The 14,341-nt window shown below is 67.6% G+C and carries 14 protein-coding genes; 8 read left to right on the top strand and 6 right to left on the bottom strand.

Annotated features, from left to right (window positions below):
- From ACNUDN_RS24730 to ACNUDN_RS24715, 4 genes are all read right to left on the bottom strand, one after another.
- Window positions 1-735, bottom strand: coding sequence for a hypothetical protein (locus tag ACNUDN_RS24730; RefSeq protein ID WP_419124349.1), 735 nt, complete (start codon window positions 733-735; stop codon window positions 1-3).
- Window positions 736-1,552: 817 nt separating this feature from the next.
- Window positions 1,553-4,567, bottom strand: a complete 3,015-nt coding sequence (locus ACNUDN_RS24725; protein ID WP_419125297.1) for an MMPL/RND family transporter — start codon at window positions 4,565-4,567, stop codon at window positions 1,553-1,555.
- 50 nt (window positions 4,568-4,617) lie between these two features.
- Entirely contained in the window at window positions 4,618-5,052 is a 435-nt protein-coding gene (locus ACNUDN_RS24720) for a DUF6188 family protein (RefSeq protein WP_419124348.1), read from the bottom strand.
- A 100-nt stretch (window positions 5,053-5,152) separates the two neighbouring features.
- A complete protein-coding gene (locus tag ACNUDN_RS24715; RefSeq protein ID WP_419124347.1) occupies window positions 5,153-5,746 on the bottom strand; it encodes a TetR/AcrR family transcriptional regulator in 594 nt (197 codons plus the stop codon).
- A gap of 161 nt (window positions 5,747-5,907) precedes the next feature.
- Between ACNUDN_RS24715 and ACNUDN_RS24710 the strand changes: the two genes are divergently transcribed.
- From ACNUDN_RS24710 to ACNUDN_RS24675, 8 genes are all read left to right on the top strand, one after another.
- Window positions 5,908-6,564 (top strand): TetR/AcrR family transcriptional regulator, encoded by a 657-nt coding sequence (locus ACNUDN_RS24710; protein ID WP_419124346.1) that lies wholly within the window; start codon window positions 5,908-5,910, stop codon window positions 6,562-6,564.
- A 355-nt stretch (window positions 6,565-6,919) separates the two neighbouring features.
- Window positions 6,920-7,096, top strand: a complete 177-nt coding sequence (locus ACNUDN_RS24705) for a conjugal transfer protein TrbB (RefSeq protein WP_419124345.1) — start codon at window positions 6,920-6,922, stop codon at window positions 7,094-7,096.
- Window positions 7,093-7,878 (top strand): type II secretion system F family protein, encoded by a 786-nt coding sequence (locus ACNUDN_RS24700; protein ID WP_419124344.1) that lies wholly within the window; start codon window positions 7,093-7,095, stop codon window positions 7,876-7,878. Before ACNUDN_RS24705 ends, ACNUDN_RS24700 begins: the two co-directional genes overlap by 4 nt.
- Window positions 7,875-8,447: a type II secretion system F family protein gene (locus ACNUDN_RS24695; protein ID WP_419124343.1), complete on the top strand. Its 573-nt coding sequence runs from the start codon at window positions 7,875-7,877 to the stop codon at window positions 8,445-8,447. Before ACNUDN_RS24700 ends, ACNUDN_RS24695 begins: the two co-directional genes overlap by 4 nt.
- Before the next feature lie 19 nt (window positions 8,448-8,466).
- Window positions 8,467-8,670, top strand: a complete 204-nt coding sequence (locus tag ACNUDN_RS24690) for a DUF4244 domain-containing protein (protein ID WP_419124342.1) — start codon at window positions 8,467-8,469, stop codon at window positions 8,668-8,670.
- Window positions 8,671-8,684: 14 nt separating this feature from the next.
- Complete coding sequence (locus ACNUDN_RS24685; RefSeq protein ID WP_419124341.1) at window positions 8,685-8,996, top strand: TadE family type IV pilus minor pilin; 312 nt, start codon at window positions 8,685-8,687, stop codon at window positions 8,994-8,996.
- Window positions 8,997-9,012: 16 nt separating this feature from the next.
- The gene (locus ACNUDN_RS24680) at window positions 9,013-9,393 is read left to right on the top strand and encodes an Rv3654c family TadE-like protein (protein ID WP_419124340.1); all 381 of its coding nucleotides are present in this window, start codon (window positions 9,013-9,015) and stop codon (window positions 9,391-9,393) included.
- A 90-nt stretch (window positions 9,394-9,483) separates the two neighbouring features.
- Window positions 9,484-10,749 carry a serine/threonine-protein kinase gene (locus ACNUDN_RS24675; protein WP_419124339.1) on the top strand — a complete coding sequence of 422 codons (1,266 nt, stop codon included), beginning with the start codon at window positions 9,484-9,486 and terminating at the stop codon, window positions 10,747-10,749.
- Here the strand turns inward: ACNUDN_RS24675 and ACNUDN_RS24670 are convergent, their stop codons facing one another.
- Both ACNUDN_RS24670 and sftH read right to left on the bottom strand, forming a co-directional pair.
- The gene (locus ACNUDN_RS24670; RefSeq protein WP_419124338.1) at window positions 10,750-11,850 is read right to left on the bottom strand and encodes a PAS domain-containing protein; all 1,101 of its coding nucleotides are present in this window, start codon (window positions 11,848-11,850) and stop codon (window positions 10,750-10,752) included.
- A 46-nt stretch (window positions 11,851-11,896) separates the two neighbouring features.
- The gene (gene sftH / locus ACNUDN_RS24665; RefSeq protein WP_419124337.1) at window positions 11,897-14,245 is read right to left on the bottom strand and encodes a DEAD/DEAH box helicase; all 2,349 of its coding nucleotides are present in this window, start codon (window positions 14,243-14,245) and stop codon (window positions 11,897-11,899) included.
- Window positions 14,246-14,341: the final 96 nt, after the last annotated feature.

Here is a 14,341-nt window from a genome sequence, read left to right as displayed (position 1 = left end):
CTACGCCTCGGCTTCCCCGGTCTCGGGAGCATTCCCCGGCAAGAACTTCTTGAAGTCGTCGTGCACTTCCTCGTCGTCCTCGGCCACGATCTGCTGCTCGGCAACGGTCTTCGGCCGAATCGCCAGCGGCAACGGCTCGAACCCCAGGATCCGCTCCTCGTTGGTGTCCAGATCGGCCACCACCGCCAAGATGGCACCACCCACCGACAACCGGCCCGGGGTCTCCCACCAGTACACAATCAGCTCGTAATCGTCGCCGATCCCCGCCGGACCAAACACCCGCTGGTCCACGGGCTCGCCGGCGTCGAGCGACATCTGCTTGCCCGGCTTGGACTTGGGCATCGACTGCGGGGGTAACGCGCCGATATCGGCGGCTCGTTGCGGGCTGATGTGGCGCACCCGAGCCCACGCCATCCCCGCATCGCCGATGCGCACCGACGAACTCGGTCCTGTGGACATCCGCAACGTCGACCCCGGCCCGCATGAGGCGCCCTTTGGCGCTAGTGGCGGCGCCGGGGCCTTCGCGCTCTGCGCGTCGATGCCGTTCATCGCCAGCACGTGACTGCGTACGTCCTGGCACAACGTCCCGCCCTGAATCTGCATCGGGTTGGGAAATACCGGATACCACCGCGCCAGCGACGCATCGAACGCCACGCCAATCTCGCCGAGCAGCCTCGCCAACGCCAGACGATGCAGGGCCACGAGCTGTCTCGCCAGCTCCACCGGAACCACCATGGCGGAAATACTGCACGGTTTTTCCTACACCCTTACGGAGGCGCGCCGTGCGCCGGGTCGACAATTCTGCGTTGCTTAGCATGTTGCAAGTATACATGTGTAAATGGTTCTGAACTGCCGATATGATGCGTGTCGCGCCCTACTCTGGCCCTGGGGCGAGTTGCGCGCATGCCGCTCCGCGTCCCGACGACTCGAATGGCCCCCATCGGTCCGCGTGGGTCGGAGGGCGTGTTCCTTCACTGTGGCCACAGTGAAGATAGTGACGCATGGGACGTTAGTTGCCCGGGAGCTGGCTACGTGTGTCGTGGTAGCGGTGCGAGGCAAGGCGTCGGCGATGAGTTCAAGCGGTGCCGTCAGGATCTCGACCGCTACGACGTCGCCTGGAAGGTGCGACGGTCAGACGACCTCGGAGCCATCCCTCTAATGAGGACCACGTTCAGGTCGTTGCAAGTCCGTCTGTTTTAAAGAAACGAGAGTGATCACAGCCTGTCTCGGCTGCCGGGTAGGGTCACCTCCGCGCCTTGCGTGTACGCCCGCAGTTGCACGGTCGCTACCCGGTTGAAAAATCGATGGGTGAGGCCGCTTGGCGTGGCGACCGATTCGACGACGAACCGCTCTTAAGGTCTCTCACGCCGTCCCACAAGGCGACGGCTGCGCCCGAGCACGATCACCAGATGCATAAAAGTCCACTAGATCAGCTTGAAGGAACGTACAGTCGTCGGCCCACCACCGCCGAGGCGAACGTCGCGACCATCGGCAGCATCGTGGGTCACCGAGTTCCTCGACCGCTGCACACTGTAGGCCTCGGTGTCGGGGGCTAGCCGGATCGAATGGTGATGGGGCGGTGTGGCCACCAGCTGGCCTCGCGGAGCAGGACGGCGATGGCGGGGACGGTGAGCGTGCGCACGATGAAGGTGTCCAGCAGCAGGCCGCAGCCGATGATGAATCCGGCTTGGATCATGATGGCGATGGAGCCGACCATCAGCCCGAACATGCTGACCGCGAAGATGATGCCAGCTGAGGTGATCACCGATCCGGTGGTGGCCACGGTGCGAAGGACCCCGACGCGGAAGTTACGGGTGGATTCCTCCTTGAGTCGCGACACCAGCAGCATGTTGTAGTCCGCGCCCACGGCGACCAGGACGATGAACGCCAGTAGTGGTACGGGCCAGGCGATTTCGTAGCCTAGTCCCCATTGGAAGACCAGCACCCCGATGCCCAGCGATGCGGCGTAGTTGAGCACCACGGTGCCCAGCAGGTAGAGCGGGGCGAGCAGTGCGCGCAGCAGCAACACCAGGATCAGACCCACGACGAGGAGGGTGGAGGCGGCCAGCTGGATGAAGTCGGCGGTCAGCAGGCGCTGAATGTCGGAGTTGACCGCCGGGAATCCGGCAACCGAGATTCGTGCCTCCGCCAGCGAGGTGTTGGGCCGGGCGCCCTCGGCGACGGCGACCATTTCGTGGGACAAGTTCACGGCGGCCGCGCTGTAGGGGTCGTTGCTGGATTCAATGAGGAACCGGGCGGTCTTGCCGTCACGGGAGAGGAATTGTTTGGCGACGTCAGCGAACTGTCGATTCTCGAAGGCGTCGGGAGGCAGGAAGAAGCCGCTGGCGGAGTCGGAGCCGGTGCTGGCGCGCGCCGAGTTCTGCAGCTGGGTGGCGATCTGGCTCATCCCGCTGAGCATCTCGATGTTGCTGTCAGCCAGGGTGTGCACACCGGTGGCCAGAGCTTGGGCGCCGGAGGCGAGTTGGCTGATGCCGTCTTGGAGTCGGCGGATGTTACCGGCCAGGTCGGCGGGGTCACCGAGTGCGCCGAACGCGTTGTCCAGCGAGGTGACCGCGGTCTGGAAGCTGGCCACGGTGTCGGCCACGGATGCGTTCTCGCCGAGGTGATCGCCGAGCCCGGCGACCTGGGTGAAGAACCCGGCGTTGCGCAGCGTCGCGAGGACTTGGACTTGGTCACGGAGTTGGGCGCACTGCGGTGTGGTCGCGCACCACGGCGAGGTGTTCAGGGCGCCCACCAGGGGGTCGATGGTGGCGATGGCGCCGTCGGCCTGCTCGGCGAGGGGGCGCAGCCCCGGACCAGAACGCAGCGCCCGGTCGACCGCCGGTGCGGTGGCCGAGAGTTGGTTCAGTAGCGGCCGGAACTGGTCCACCTGTTGTCCGGCGGTCTGGGCCTGGTCGAGGATTCCCGTCAGTGGGGTCAGGGCGGTCCGCAGGGTGGTATCGAGTTGGGCGAGGCCGCCGGCGAGTTGGTCGGCGCCGCCGGTGAGCTTGGCCAGGTCGTCCTTGCGGGCGTTGCCGTCGTCCACCGCGCTGGCCATCTTGTCGCCGATTTGTCCGTTCTGCCAGCCCAGTTGGGCCTGTTCCAGGCGGGCTCCCGTGGGGCGGGTGACCCCGGACACCTTGGACACGCCGGGGATCTGCGCGATGCGCGAGGCCATCTCGTCGAGGTCGGCCAGTCCCATGCCGGTGCGCATGTCGGTCGGAGACTCCACGAGGAGGAATTCGGAGATGACGATGTCCTTGCGGAAGTGCCGGTCCAACAGCTGATAGCCCTCGTTACTGGCGGTGGTGTCGGGTTGTCCTTTGCGGTCGTCGTAGCTCAACGTGATCGTCATGGCGACCGCTGAGAGTGCCAGCAGGATGGCCAAGCTGACGAGCAGCAGTGGCACCGGTTTGCGCACCACCGCCACGGCCACCGAGTTCCAGTAACGCCGGGTGCGGTCGGACTTGGGTTCGCCGATACCGCGTTTCGCGGCCAGCGACAGCACCGGTGGCAACAGTGTCACGGTGGCGGCGAATCCGACCAGGACGGCTACCGCGCAGGCCGGTCCCATCCCGGCGAACACGCTCAAGTTGGCGAACACCATGGCGGCGAACGCCAACGCGACCGTGGCGGCCGAGGCCAGGATGACGCGGCCGATGCTGGCGGTGGCGTGTTCCACCGCCTGATCGGGGGCGACCTGCGCCCGGCGTTGTTCGTGGTAGCGGCTGATCAGGAAGACGGTGTAATCGGTGCCGGCGCCCAGCAGGATCGCCGTCATGAAGGCCACGGTGAACTGCGACACGGGCATACCCAGCTCGCCGAGTGCGGAGAGCAGTCCGCGCCCCACGGCCAGGCTGATGCCGATCACCAGCAGGGGCAACAGCGCGGTGAACACCGACCGGTAGACGATGAGCAGGATCAGCGCGATCAGCCCCGCGGTGGCGATGGAGATGAACAGCAGATCGTGTTCGGCCTCGGCGATCTGGTCGCTGAACGTCGACGGCGGCCCGGTGACCTTCGCCGTCGTCGACGAGCCGTCGAAGGCCTCGGCGACGATGGCGCGGACCGCGGTGACCGACTCGGCGGCCGCAGGGTCACCGAGCGTGCCGGCCACCCCGACCGGCAGATACCAGGCCTTGCCGTCCTCGCTGAGCGCCTGAGCGGCGGTCACCGGATCAGCCAGCAGGTCCTGAACGAGAAGCACGTGCTCGGTGTCGGCCCGCAGCCGCGACACCAGGTCGGTATAGCGTTGCCGCGCCGACGGCGTCATGCCCGACTGGTCCTCCATCGCCACAAACAACATGGTCTTGGAGCCCTGCTCGCCGAAGGCCTCGCTCATCCGGTCGAGGGTCTGGAAGGACCCGACATCCTGCGGGATCAGCTGCACCGACTGCTTCTGCACCACCGTTTCCAGTTGCGGGAACAGCAGGGCCAGAATCACCGCCAGTCCAACCCAGGCGCCGATCACCAACGCCTTGTGCCGCACAGTGAAACGAGCCAACGCGCCGAGACGCTCGCTGTATTCGCCGGAGGTCTTGGCAGCCGAAATGGCGCGTTCGCGCAACCGAGTAGCGGCGTCGTCGTTGTGCGCGTCCGCTTCGTTGCCGTCGACGCTCAAGGGCGCACCGCAGGGCGGTCGGCAACCAGGTCATTCTCGGGCACATCATGGCGCACGACGCGGACCCGGCCACCGGGTAGACAGGCCATGTAACCGTGGCGTTTGCCGTACAGCTCCCACGACGTGAAGCACTCATCGGGAGCCACCGTGACGCCGTAGCCGTTGGAGAACTCGACACGCAGGGTGCCGTCATCGTCGCAGCTGGCAAGCGTGCACACGCTACCGGCGAAATTCAGCAACGGACGCTGATGATCCGGCACGTCATTCGGATCGACGATCACGTCTTCGGCCGGATACGCCCCCACCGGGGGCAGTGACAACCTCAGTGGCCGTGTGACGACCAACTCGTTGTAGTCCTCGAGATTGAGCACCAAACCGCCGACCAAGCTGACGCGCTGGACCTCGCAGGCTTCGATCCACTGGGTGATCATCAGACCTCTCTCGCCGAGCAACGGCAACGATACTATCAGTATCGGTACGCTACCGATAGTATCGTTCTCGTAACATCGCTTCGAAATGCGTTCTGCACGGCTACTCCTTGTCGCTGACGACCAACGCGACGCTGCGCTCCAGTCGGAGCGCGACGTCCTCGGCGGACATGCTGTGCCGGACCCAGGCGATTAGGCTGGCCAACCAGATATCACTGACCAGGGCGGCCAGCCTGTGATGTCTTGGGTTCGGTTCCCCGCCAGCGATTGCCAGCCCAATCAGGTGCTCGATGACCCCTGCCGCGCGGTCCACCTCCGCGCTTGCGCTGTCATCGGCGAACACGAATGCGCGGGTCACGGCCTCGGTCAGCGCAGGCCGAGCGCGCCATTCCTGACACAGGCGAGTGTTCAACTGCGCCAAACGTATTCGTGATGTTTCCGCTGTGGCGGTCCAGTCTCGTTCAGCGCCAATACGTTCGAATTCACGCGCCAGGACGGCTACCAGTACGTGCGGCTTCGACGGGAAGAAGCGGTAGAGGGTGCCGACCGCGATCCCTGCGCTATCGGCAACTGCGCGCATCTTCACCGCGTCGTATCCGCCACTGGAAGCGATCGTCGCGGTGCAGTCAAGGATGATCTCTCGCTTACGGAGCGCCTCGGCGAAGCGATCTTCTTTGATCGATTCGGCTGTCGTCATCGGCGGTCCTCGGCCTCTCGCGGGGCGGGCCAGTCGAGGGTGCGGCGCACGCCGACGCGACCAGCCACGATTATGGGACGCGCAGTATCGCTACGCTACCGTTGGTACCATAACCTGATGCGAGTCGGAACGGCCATACAATTCAGTCGACGGATACGGCGTTGAGCGAAGACGCATCGCCCGACGACGACGCCGATCCACGCCGCGCGCGGTCACGAACCCGTCTGCTCGACGCCGCGGCTCATCTGCTCAGCACGGGCGGGGTCGAGGCGGTCACGATCGACGCTGTCACCAAGGCCTCGAAGGTCGCGCGAACCACCCTCTACCGCCATTTCAACAGTTCCTCCCATCTTCTCGCTGCCACCTTCGAGCGACTCCTGCCCCAGGTCACCCCACCGCCTCCCCGCTCAGTTCCTCTGCGAGAGCAGCTGATCGAACTGCTCAGCCGTCAGGCATCGCTCTTCGCCGACGCGCCCCTTCACCTCACCACCCTGGCCTGGCTATCCCTGGGGCCTACGCCCAGCAGTGGGGACGAGGCCGGCCACACCAACACACTGCGAACGAAGGTCGTCGACCAATACCGACAGCCGTTCGACGCCATCCTCCAGAGCCCCCAAACGCGCGACGAGCTTGACGACTTCGACATCGAACTCGCTATGTGCCAACTCGTCGGACCACTCGCGTTCGCACGCATGACCGGACTCCACACCATGAGCCGGCACCACTGCGAACACATCGTCGATGACTTCCTCAAAGCACATCGACGCGTGCGCCCCGGAGGCCAGTCAGCCTCAGCCCGCGATTCCTCACCAAAGTAGACAGATCAACGCAGACGCCAGGCCGTGATTTTCGCGCCTGGCGACTGTGAGTTGTAGCGGCGGCAATCTATCCGTCTCGTTTCTAGAGAAAGAGACAGCCAATCGGCGACCAGCCCTCCGGTCCATCGCCCCAGATCGAGGGCGCGTCAGGGAGCGTCTCGTTTCTTGTCTCACAGCGATTGTCCCGAATCTCCGACGTCAGTTGGGCAATGAGACAGCACGCAGCGCCACCAGCGCCGTCGGTTACATGTACACCAAGGAACAGCCGCGTCCTCCGCGGCTTACACATGTCTTCAACGGATCGAACTGCTCAAACATCCCGATCAGCGCGGCCCGTTACAGATAATCTGCGCAGGTGGTGCTGCACGTCACGCGTGATCGCACCGGGCGGCGCCGCCTCGGTGAGGTGGGCGTGCTGCAGCGCGGCCACGACGGCACCGTCAGCGTGCTGACCAGCTGGCACCGAGACACCGGGGCCGGACCCGGCGCCGGCAGGCTTCGCGAGCTGGTGCGTAGCCGGAGCAGGACATGACGGCGGCCGCGCTGGCTCTGGCCGCCGCCGTGCTTGTCACCCCAACCGGGGCGTGCCGACGAACGCAGTTGTTTCCGGCGTCCCGGATCCCGCCACGGCAGCTCCCGATGCCGGTCTTGGCGATTCCTGCCTGTCTCGCGGCGGTAGTGGTCTTGACGCCGTCGGCGGTCGCGGCGCTCGGCCTGCTGGCGGTGACGCTGCTCACCCGCCGTCGCGCGGCCAGGCGGAGACGCGATCTCGGTGCCGAGGCGGTTGATCTGCAGGGCGCGCTCGACGTGCTGATCGGCGAACTACGGATCGGCGCGCACCCTGTCGCGGCGATGACAGCTGCCGCGCAGGAGTCGAGCGGACGGGTCGCCGACTCGCTGAGTGTCGTCGCCGCCCGGGCCCGGCTCGGCGCCGACGTCGCGGCCGGCCTGCACGCCGAGGGGCACCGCTCGTCGATGCCGTGGCACTGGGAGAGGCTGGCCGTCTGTTGGCAGCTCGCCCAGAACCAAGGGCTGGCCGTCGCCACGCTCATGCATGCAGCACAGCGCGACATCACCGAGCGTGAACGCTTCCGGGGCCGTGTCGAAGCCGGGTTGGCGGGCGCACGTGCCACCGCGGCGATCCTGGCCGGACTGCCGCTGCTCGGTGTACTGCTCGGCCACGCGATCGGCGCGGACCCGATCGGCTTCCTGTTCGCCGGCGGTGGGGGCGGCTGGTTGCTCGTCGTCGGCGCGGTCTTCGTCTGCGGTGGCCTGTTGTGGTCCGACCGGATCACCGCGGGAGTAGTGAAATGATCTGGTCAGCACTACTTCTCGCCGCGGCAGCACTCATGAGCCCCCAATTGTCGGCAGCGAGGGTCAAGCGGCGGCTTCGACCCTCGGGCGATACGCGACACCATCCCCGGACCGACGATGTGCTGGCGGTCGCTGCCAGTCTCGAAGTGTTCGCCGCCTGTCTACGGTCGGGTATGGCGGTGTCGGCCGCCGCGTCGGCAGTGGCGGATTCGGCGCCTGCGGGGCTGGCCGCATTGCTGCGCCGGGCCTCCGATCTCATTGCACTCGGTGCCGATCCCGCTCGCGCGTGGGTGAATCACGGTGCTACCGAGGACGATCACCTACAGGCGTTGCTGCGGATGGCGCGCCGTTCGGCGGCGTCGGGCACCGCGCTCGCGCGCGGCGTCGAGGAGTTGGCCACGCAACTGCGCGGGGAAGCCGGTGATGCGGCAGGCGCCAAGGCCGAGCGCGCCTCGGTGCTGATGGCCGGCCCGCTGGGCCTGTGTTACCTCCCGGCATTTCTGTGTCTGGGGATCATTCCCGTCGTCGCCGGGCTGGCCGGCGATGTCCTGCAGTCGGGAGTGCTGTGATCAACGATGAAGGAGAAGCATGATGAGAGAACGTCTTCGGGAATTCCGCGTTCGGATCTGGTTGCTCGCACTCGCCGACGACGGCATGTCGACCGTGGAATACGCCATCGGGACGATCGCTGCCGCGGCATTCGGCGCAATCCTCTACACGGTCGTCACCGGGGACTCCATCGTCACCGCGCTGACCAACATCATCAGCAGGGCGCTGAACACCAACATCTGAATGGCGAGTCCGGAATGGCCACCGCGGAAGCGGCTTTCGCCATCACGGCATTGGTGGCCATTCTGGTCGTCTGCGTGGCCGGACTCGCTGCGCTGTCGGCGCAGGTGCGTTGTATCGATGCGGCAAGGGAGGCCGCGCGGCTGGCGGCTCGGGGGGACGATGCCTCCGCCACCCAGGTGGCTCAGCGGATCGCACCGGCGCAATCGGTCGTCGCCGTGCGCCGCGACGGAGACTTCGTGGTCGCCACGGTCACTGCGGCGTCGGTGCTGCCCGGCGTCGTCATCAGGGCTGAAGGGGTGTCCGCGGTGGAACCCGGCGTCGGCTGAGGGTGGCTCCGCCACCGTGGCCGCTGAGGGTGGCTCCGCCACCGTGGCCGCTGAGGGTGGCTCCGCCACCGTGGCCGCCATGCTGATGGTGCTCGTCCTGCTCGCGGTCACCTCGGCCGCAGCGGTGCTCGGTGCGGCTGTTTCGGCCCGGCACCGTGCGCAGGCAGCCGCCGATCTGGCCGCGCTCAGTGCCGCCCAGCGGGTGCCCTCCGGGCCGGCGGCGGCCTGCGAGACCGCCACCCACGTCGCCCGGTCGATGGGTGGGCAGCTGATCGAATGCGCCGTCGATGACCTCGACGTGATCGTCCGCGTCGGCGTCGCGCCGGCATTGGGCGGGACACTTCTGGCACCAGCCTCGGCCGTCGCTCGTGCCGGCCCCGCCGGCCCCGAGCACTGATGCGATCGGTGCATCACGAGACAATCGGCAGATGGACGCGTCGACCGCGGGTCTGGTTTACGTCCCCGCAAGGGCGGATACGCAGCCGGCATGACGGGCCGCGAGTTCCTTCTCGGCCGCTACGAGCTGCGTGGTCTGCTCGGCTGCGGCGGCATGGCCGAGGTGCGTGACGGCTGGGACACCCGCCTGCACCGCGCGGTCGCAGTCAAACTGCTGCATCCCAGCTTGAACGCCGACCCGGCGGCTCGGCTCAGATTTCACGACGAGGCCCGCGCGGCGGCCGCGCTGACGCACCCCAACATCGTTGCGGTGCACGACTTCGGAGAGCACGACGGCCGACCCTTCATCGTGATGGAGCGGCTGCCCGGACGCACCCTCGCCGATCTCATCGCCCAGGGGCCCCTGCCGCCGGCTCAGGTCAGGGCGATGCTCGACGACGTGCTCGCCGCGCTCGAGGTCGCCCACTCGGCCGGCGTCCTGCACCGGGACATCAAACCGGGAAACATCCTGCTCGCAGCCGCGGGCGACCGGATGCAGGTGGCGGACTTCGGGATAGCCAAGAGCGGCGGAACCGTCCACACCGCCACCGGGCAGATCGTGGGCACCATGTGCTACATGAGTCCCGAGCGGGTCGCCGGTGCGCCCGCCTCGGTGGCCGACGACCTCTACGCCGTCGGCGTCATGGGCTACGAAGCGCTGCTGGCGCGGCGCGCCTTCCCGCATGACAATCCGGCGGCGTTGGCCCGGGCCATCGTCGAGGCCCCGCCCCCGCCGTTGTCCGGGCTGTCCACGGGTGCCGACCCGGTCCTGGCGGCGGTTGTGGACCGTGCCATGAGCCGCCAGCCTGGTCTTCGATTCGGCAGCGCCGCCCAGATGCGTGCCGCGCTGGCCGGCGATGTCGGCGCATTGGCCGTCGGCGCCGTACCCGCCGCAGCGCGGCCGCAGACCAAAGTGCTCGCGCAGCCGCTACCTCCCTCGATGCACTTCCCGCCACCGCCGCCACGCCCTCGCTCAGGTTCCCGCAAGGTCCTGCTGGCCGCTGCGGCCGTGGTTGCATTCGCCGTTTCCGCACTCGCGCTGGCGCTGGAACCGTTCTCCTCGTCCACGCCGCTGGAAACGGTGAGCACCAGCACGACGGCCCCGCCCCCTACCGGTAAGACATTGACCTCAGCGCCGCCCTCGGTGACCCCTGCGACCCAACCGCCGCCGGTACCGCGCGCCGACGAGGGCCCGCCGAAGAAAGGCCCGCGAGACAACGCTCCACGAGAGAACGGTCCACGAGAGAACGGCCCGGACTTCGACGGGCCGCGCGGCGACGGCCGGGGTGATCGCGACCGGGGCGGTCCGGGACGATAGTTAGGTGCCGGTGGTTCTGTCCTTGCGGGACAGTGCTTTCAGTCGCCGCCCCGTTCGTTCTCCCGTGCCATCGCGTTCCGCTGTTTCGTCGAGTCCCGCTGCGGAGATCTCAGACGGGGCGGGTCGGCGCAGCGACACCAGTGCCGCGTCGACGCCCTTGCCGAGCTCCACACGATTGAGCGTCACGTGGGTCGGGGTCCAGCCGCCGTCGCGACCGACCATGCGCAGCACGCCGCTGGCGACACCTGCGGAGAACTGGGTGCCCATCGTCACGAGCGCGGCGCGGTCGTGCGGATGCACCGCCTGCTCGCTGATCATGTTGGCCCGCCAGTCCAGAAACGGCACCGGGTCGTCCAGCCACTTCAACAAGGTCCACTGCCGCGGGTCCACCAGTGCCCGATACACACCCGGTTGCCGCAGCCCGTCGACGATCCGCTGAGCCAGCAGGTCGTGCTGGATGCTCGCGCCCTCACGCACGCTACGCCAGTTCATGGCACGACAGATCAAGCGCTGCTTGCCGTCCGGCTGGATCTCGGGCAGCGACCGAGCCGCGAAACCCACCGTGATGGGCTGCCCGCGGTAATCCACGACATCCCAGGTGTCGCACAGTGTCACACCGGCTTCGGGCTTGATCACCATCCGCAGCACCTCGGCCTCGTTCGGGTTCAGATCGCGCCGCGGCAGGTCCTCGGCGAACGCCCGACCTTCGGTGGTCTGTTTGGCCGGGTCCCAGCCGCCGATCTGCAGGGACTCGGGCGTGTCAGTGGCCGTACCCGCGGTGAGATCCCACAGCAGCGGACCCACCAACGGGCGCTCCGGCGCAGACACGTCCGGCGCTCCGGACCAGAGTTGCACACCGTGGATCCGGCCGTCGGACATCTGCACCACCTCGGTCCGGATGACGCGGTCGTTTTTCGGGGTGATGCTGCTCAGTCCGCCTCCGGCCCGGACCGTCTCGCCGATCGCGGTCTGAATCGCCATGAGATGGGGGTTCCGTCGCAGGTAGGTGGCGACCGGAACCATGTTCTTCGTGTACGCACCGTGCGCGACCACGGCAGGTTCGGTGCCCAGGGTTTCCACGAGCAACCAGTCGTGGGTCATGCCGGTGATCCTACCGAGCGGCAGCCCCGACCCCCGGTGAGCGGGCTCAGCCGAATCGTTCGGCGAGTTGGCGTACGACCAGGCGCAACACCCGGACGGCACCGTCCTTGTCCAGGGGATCGTTTGCATTGCCGCACTTCGGGCTCTGCACGCAGGACGGGCATCCGGCGGGACACTCGCAGGACGAGATGGCCGCCGCCGTGGCTTCCCACCATTGGTGCATGGTGCGGAACCCGCGGGCGGCGAACCCCGCACCGCCGGGGTGACCGTCGTAGACGAAGATCGTCGGCAGGCCTCCGACCGGCCCCACCGCGGTGGACACCCCACCGATGTCGCCGCGGTCACAGCTGGCCATCAGCGGCAGCAGACCGATGGCCGCGTGCTCGGCGGCGTGCAACGAACCAGGGATCCTGAGTGGATCGATACCGTTGTGCTGCAGCGCTTCCGGTGTGATGGTGCACATCACCGCCATGGTCTGCAGCGTACGGGTGGGCATGTCGAGTTCGACGAAGTCGATGACTTCACCGCCCATGCCGCGCCGCAGGTACCCGGTGACGGTGTTGCTGACCGACACCGGTACCAGGCCCACCGTGACCGGCCCGTGTTCGGTGCGCTCACCCGGGCCGGTGACGTTGATGTCGGTCAGTTCCCGAGCGAAGGTCGTGTACCCGGGATCCTCGGCGTGGACGAATGCGACGCCGTCCTCGAAATCGAGGGAGTCGACCACGTAGTTGTCGCCCTGATGCAGGTAGACGGCGCCGGGATGCACCGAGGCCGGTGCCTGACCCGCACCCGTGCTGCCCAGCATCCGGCCGGTGCCGGCCTCCAGGATCGCGATCTGGCCACCGGTGGAGCCTCGGATGTCCACCGCGGGGTGCGGATCCACGCCCGGGGCGGGGAAATAGCCGCTCGGACGGCGCCGCAGCAGACCGTCGTCGACCAGGGACTCGGCCACCACCTCGGCGCCCCACATTCGGACCTCGGCCTCAGTCATCGGCAGTTCTGTTGCTGCGCAGAGCAGTTGGGGACCCAGCACGTACGGGTTGCCGGGATCGATGACCACACGCTCGATCGGCTTGTCCAACAGTGCAGCCGGATGGTGGACCAGGTAGGTGTCCAGCGGATCGTCGCGGGCGATGAGCACGATCAACGCGCCCTGCCCGCGCCGCCCCGCACGGCCGGCCTGTTGCCAGAACGACGCGACCGTACCCGGGAATCCGGCCAGCACAACGGCATCGAGGCCGGCGATGTCCACGCCGAGCTCGAGGGCATTGGTGGTGGCCACACCGCGAAGGTCCCCTTCGGCAAGCGCACGTTCCAGCGCGCGTCGGTCCTCGGCGAGATAGCCGGCGCGGTAGGAGGCCACCTGCGCGGCCAGCTCGGGCGCGGTGTCGGCCAGCCGGGCTCTGGCGCCCAGTGCGGCGAGCTCGGCGCCGCGCCGCGAGCGCACAAAAGTCAAGGTCCGGGCCCCTTCGGCGATCAGGTCGGCCATCACCCGCGCGGCCTCGGCGCCCGCCGAGCGGCGCACCGGCGCGCCGTTCTCCCCGACCAGATCGGTGATCAGCGCCGGTTCCCACAGCGCGACCGTGCGCGCGCCCTGCGGCGAACCGTCCTCGGTGACCTCCACCACTGTCTGCCCGATCAGTTCCGACGCCGTCGCCGCGGGCTGGGCGGTGGTGGCGCTGGCGAAAATGACCGTGGGTCCGGAGAAGTCCGATCCGGGTGCCGAGTACCGTGCGCACAACCGCAGCAGACGGCGCAACACCATCGCCACATTCGACCCGAAAATCCCCCGGTAGTAATGACATTCATCGACCACCAGGTACCGCAGATTGCGCAGGAAGACAGCCCAGCGGGCGTGGTTGCGCAACAGCGAAAGGTGGATCATGTCCGGGTTGGAGAAGATCCAACGGGAGCGCTCCCGCGCGAAACGGCGCACCTCGGTGGGGCTGTCCCCGTCGTAGGGGCTCGGCGCGACGTCCCCGAGGCCCGCCACGGTGGTGGTCAGGGCGGCGGCGGCGCGCAATTGGTCATGTCCCAGCGCCTTGGTGGGCGACAGGTACAGCGCCCGGGAGCGCCGATCTTCCTTCAGGCTCGTCAATATCGGCAGCTGGTAGGCCAGCGACTTGCCGGACGCCGTGCCGGTGCTCAGCACGACGTGGCGCCCGGTACGAGCCAGCTCGGCCGCCGCCAGCTGATGCGACCAGAGCGCCTCCACGCCGCGATCATGGAACGCCCGCACCACATCTGGGTCCGCCCAATGTGGCCAGGCCTGCGGCTGGGCCGGTCTGGGCGGCAGATCGGCGACATGACGCAGCGGACGCTCGTCGGCCGCGGTCCCGTCGAGCGCGCACGCGAGCAGCTCGCGACCGAAATTCGGCCCCGGATCTGTCACATCGGACCCTCCCGGTCAAGTCGTACGTGAATTGTTCACTACATGATCACGGCGAGACTGTCGCAGCAGGCCTGAACGTGATTGACTTACGGCGGT

The sequence above is a fragment of the Mycobacterium sp. smrl_JER01 genome, from assembly GCF_048513595.2.
Classification (GTDB): domain Bacteria; phylum Actinomycetota; class Actinomycetes; order Mycobacteriales; family Mycobacteriaceae; genus Mycobacterium.
This window is presented reverse-complemented; position numbering and strand designations above follow the sequence as displayed.

Coding starts and splice junctions, on each gene's coding strand:
- ACNUDN_RS24730 (WP_419124349.1), bottom strand. CDS start 735: ATGGTGGTTCCGGTGGAGCTGGCGAGACAGCTCGTGGCCCTGCATCGT.
- ACNUDN_RS24720 (WP_419124348.1), bottom strand. CDS start 5,052: ATGATCACCCAGTGGATCGAAGCCTGCGAGGTCCAGCGCGTCAGCTTG.
- ACNUDN_RS24715 (WP_419124347.1), bottom strand. CDS start 5,746: ATGACGACAGCCGAATCGATCAAAGAAGATCGCTTCGCCGAGGCGCTC.
- ACNUDN_RS24700 (WP_419124344.1), top strand. CDS start 7,093: ATGACGGCGGCCGCGCTGGCTCTGGCCGCCGCCGTGCTTGTCACCCCA.
- ACNUDN_RS24695 (WP_419124343.1), top strand. CDS start 7,875: ATGATCTGGTCAGCACTACTTCTCGCCGCGGCAGCACTCATGAGCCCC.
- ACNUDN_RS24690 (WP_419124342.1), top strand. CDS start 8,467: ATGATGAGAGAACGTCTTCGGGAATTCCGCGTTCGGATCTGGTTGCTC.
- ACNUDN_RS24685 (WP_419124341.1), top strand. CDS start 8,685: ATGGCCACCGCGGAAGCGGCTTTCGCCATCACGGCATTGGTGGCCATT.
- ACNUDN_RS24675 (WP_419124339.1), top strand. CDS start 9,484: ATGACGGGCCGCGAGTTCCTTCTCGGCCGCTACGAGCTGCGTGGTCTG.
- ACNUDN_RS24670 (WP_419124338.1), bottom strand. CDS start 11,850: ATGACCCACGACTGGTTGCTCGTGGAAACCCTGGGCACCGAACCTGCC.